Here is a 2,803-nt window from a genome sequence, read left to right on the forward strand (position 1 = left end):
TTCACGTATCGAAGCAGAAAATTTATCGGCCCGGAGCGTGAGCCTGAACCACCGGGGATCGAACGATATGTTCGTAAATCCGCAACTTTCCATCGGCGGTACCATTCGTGGCACCGGTGATGTGATCAGTGTGACCCGACCTGAAAATGTGGCTGTCGAGGCGCTGTATCAGGGGCGGCTGGTATTTCGATGACAAAGTACATGAACCCTATCAAAAAAAACTTGAAAAACTTCTTTGCCAGACACCGCATTATCGGCGATGACCCTTCTTTGAAGGGCTTGGTCAAAGTAGACACGATTCTAAACAACTTAGTAAACAGGAAAAAAGTCCCGGGACTTTCGATATCGGTTTTAAAGGAAGGAAAAACCATCTTTCAAAAAGGGTATGGCTATGCGGATTTGGAAAACCAAACTCCCATTGATCCCACAAAAACGATATTCCGTATTGCCAGCGTATCCAAACCCATTGCCGCCACCGCTTTGGCCCAAATGGTCGCCGACGGACTGATCGATCTGGATGCTTCTTTCTATAAATATGTACCGTACTATCCAAAGAAAAAATGGGATTTCACCATCCGACAACTCGCAAGTCACACCGCGGGGATTCGTGGTTATCAAGGTGTCGAATACGGACTGAACCATCCCTACACCATCAAGGAAGCTATTTCTATTTTTAAGGATGACGACCTAGTTTTCGAACCGGGTCAAGGCTATCTTTACAACAGTTTTGGTTGGGTGTTGGTTTCGCTGGCCATGCAAGAAGCAAGTGGCATCCCGTTCGAGGAATATGTTGGGCAAAAAGTCTTGCATCCTTTGGGACTTGAAAATACGTTTGCCCCTCTGATCTCTGGAAATGGGCAACATCCAAATAATCTGTCCACTTTTTATTCCAAAAACCGTCAAGGTTTCCGACCCGCCATCCCAGTAAACAACTTTTACAAACTGGCAGGCGGGGGTTATCTTTCCACCTCTGCGGATATCGCTAAATTCGGAAAAGCCTATTTGAATGGGGTAATCCTTCCTGAAGAAATACCCTCCCAATTTTTGACCTCGCAGACCGTTTTAGGAAAACCGACCTTTTACGGCCTTGGCTGGCAAGTAAGTCAAGATGCACAGGGAAGACCTTTTTATGGGCACGTTGGGAATGGGGTAGGGGGCTACTCCAACTTTTTTGTATATCCCGAAGCGCGGATGGTGCTTGCCATTTTGGTAAATTGTACCGATCCAAAAATTCAGGAAGCATTGGATGAGATGGTAGATGCCTTGTTCGGTGAAATCCAATAATTCCGGTTTGCCCATGAAACCGATTTTATATTTTGAGGCGAATGGCCCATTTTCTATTTGGATATCAATATCTTTAGAATATCATCTCAAAACAATCAAAACAATCAAAACAATCAAAACAAACAAAACAATCAAAACACTCAAAACACTCAAAACGCCATGAAACAACTTCTGCTTTTTTTGATTGGCCTTACACTGCTATCGGGATGCCGTTTTGGCTCCGAAGAAAAATCCGCTGCGAAGGTTGCCGAAGATACTTTTCAACAGGGAACTATACAGAAAATCGATGTACATGCGCACTACCAATATGCACGGGACTACTTCCCTGATTTTTTCAAGAAATGGAACATGCAGGCCATGCTGGTCGATGTCGCCAAAGCTGATTCTACCGGGATAGATCGTAGTTGGGATGCCTATGTGGAAAATTCAAAGTCAAATCCGGAGTTATTTTGGCTTTGTTCATCGTTGATAGGCGTAGGTATACATGACCCAAATTTTGCAAGGGACAATATAGAGCGGCTGCAACGAGAAATCGATTCGGGCGCCAAAATGGTCAAAGTATGGAAGAACTTTGGTCTGGTTACCAAAGACAATTCCGGGAAATTCATACAGATCGATGACCCCCGATTACAGCCTATATGGGATTTTCTAAAGAAAAATGGAATTCCTGTTATGGCCCATATCGGCGAACCCGTGCAAGCTTGGCGACCGTTAGACGACCCTAATAACCCGCATTATGGTTATTATACCGAGCACCCTGAATATCATGCCTATAAACTCCCGGAGATTCCATCCTACGAAACTATAATTGCAGCACGTGACCGATGGATCGCAAAAAATCCTAATCTAAAGATATTGTGTGCCCATTTCGGAAGTATGTCCCACGACGTAGATATGATTGCCGAGCGATTGGATAAATTTCCGAATATGTATGTAGAAAGTGCGGCGCGTTTCGGCGATATGGTCGGACAGGATTCGAAAAAGGTAAAAGCTTTTTTTGAAAAATATCAAGACCGGATATTGTTCGGTACCGACTTTGGCAACGACACCCCGCAAAAGGATATGTCGGCTACAGCTATCGAACAGGAAAAAGAGGAACTGGACGCCAGTTATCGAACGTTGTGGAAGTATCTCAGCACTACCGACTCCGTTGCGATCAGAGGTCAGCAAAATGTCGGTCTTAAACTCCCTGAAAGTGTCTTGAAAAAAGTATATTATCAAAATGCAGTGAATTTTTTGGAGTTGTAATGTTTGATGGCTGAAACAAAGTGAGGCTATTACGTTATGCTGAAAATCGCTAAATTTGAAGCGACGAATCCATGATATTAAAAAATTGTAATCGACGATGAAGAACCTGAAACCAGGCGTAGTCTTTCTGCTCTTTTTTTGCATGTGCTGTACTGCGCAATCGACCATATCGGGCCATATTGACTTGAAAGATAGCAAAGCTGGGCAACTAAAAGTTTACTTGGCCAAACTCGACATAGACCATTTACAAGAATTGAAATTCAGCAAAGAA

3 protein-coding genes are annotated in these 2,803 nt (G+C 43.7%); all 3 read left to right on the forward strand.

The genetic code is table 11. The features are described from left to right. Positions 1-193: GIN domain-containing protein (locus ACEW8S_RS11145; protein ID WP_373518230.1), on the forward strand; the 193-nt coding region annotated here is incomplete at its 5' end. Between the two features lie 29 nt (positions 194-222). Then, complete coding sequence (locus ACEW8S_RS11150) at positions 223-1,284, forward strand: serine hydrolase domain-containing protein (RefSeq protein ID WP_373518231.1); 1,062 nt, start codon at positions 223-225, stop codon at positions 1,282-1,284. A gap of 159 nt (positions 1,285-1,443) precedes the next feature. Then, the gene (locus ACEW8S_RS11155) at positions 1,444-2,532 is read left to right on the forward strand and encodes an amidohydrolase family protein (RefSeq protein WP_373518232.1); all 1,089 of its coding nucleotides are present in this window, start codon (positions 1,444-1,446) and stop codon (positions 2,530-2,532) included. Positions 2,533-2,803: the final 271 nt, after the last annotated feature.

The organism is Pricia sp., assembly GCF_041745955.1.
Taxonomy (GTDB): domain Bacteria; phylum Bacteroidota; class Bacteroidia; order Flavobacteriales; family Flavobacteriaceae; genus Pricia.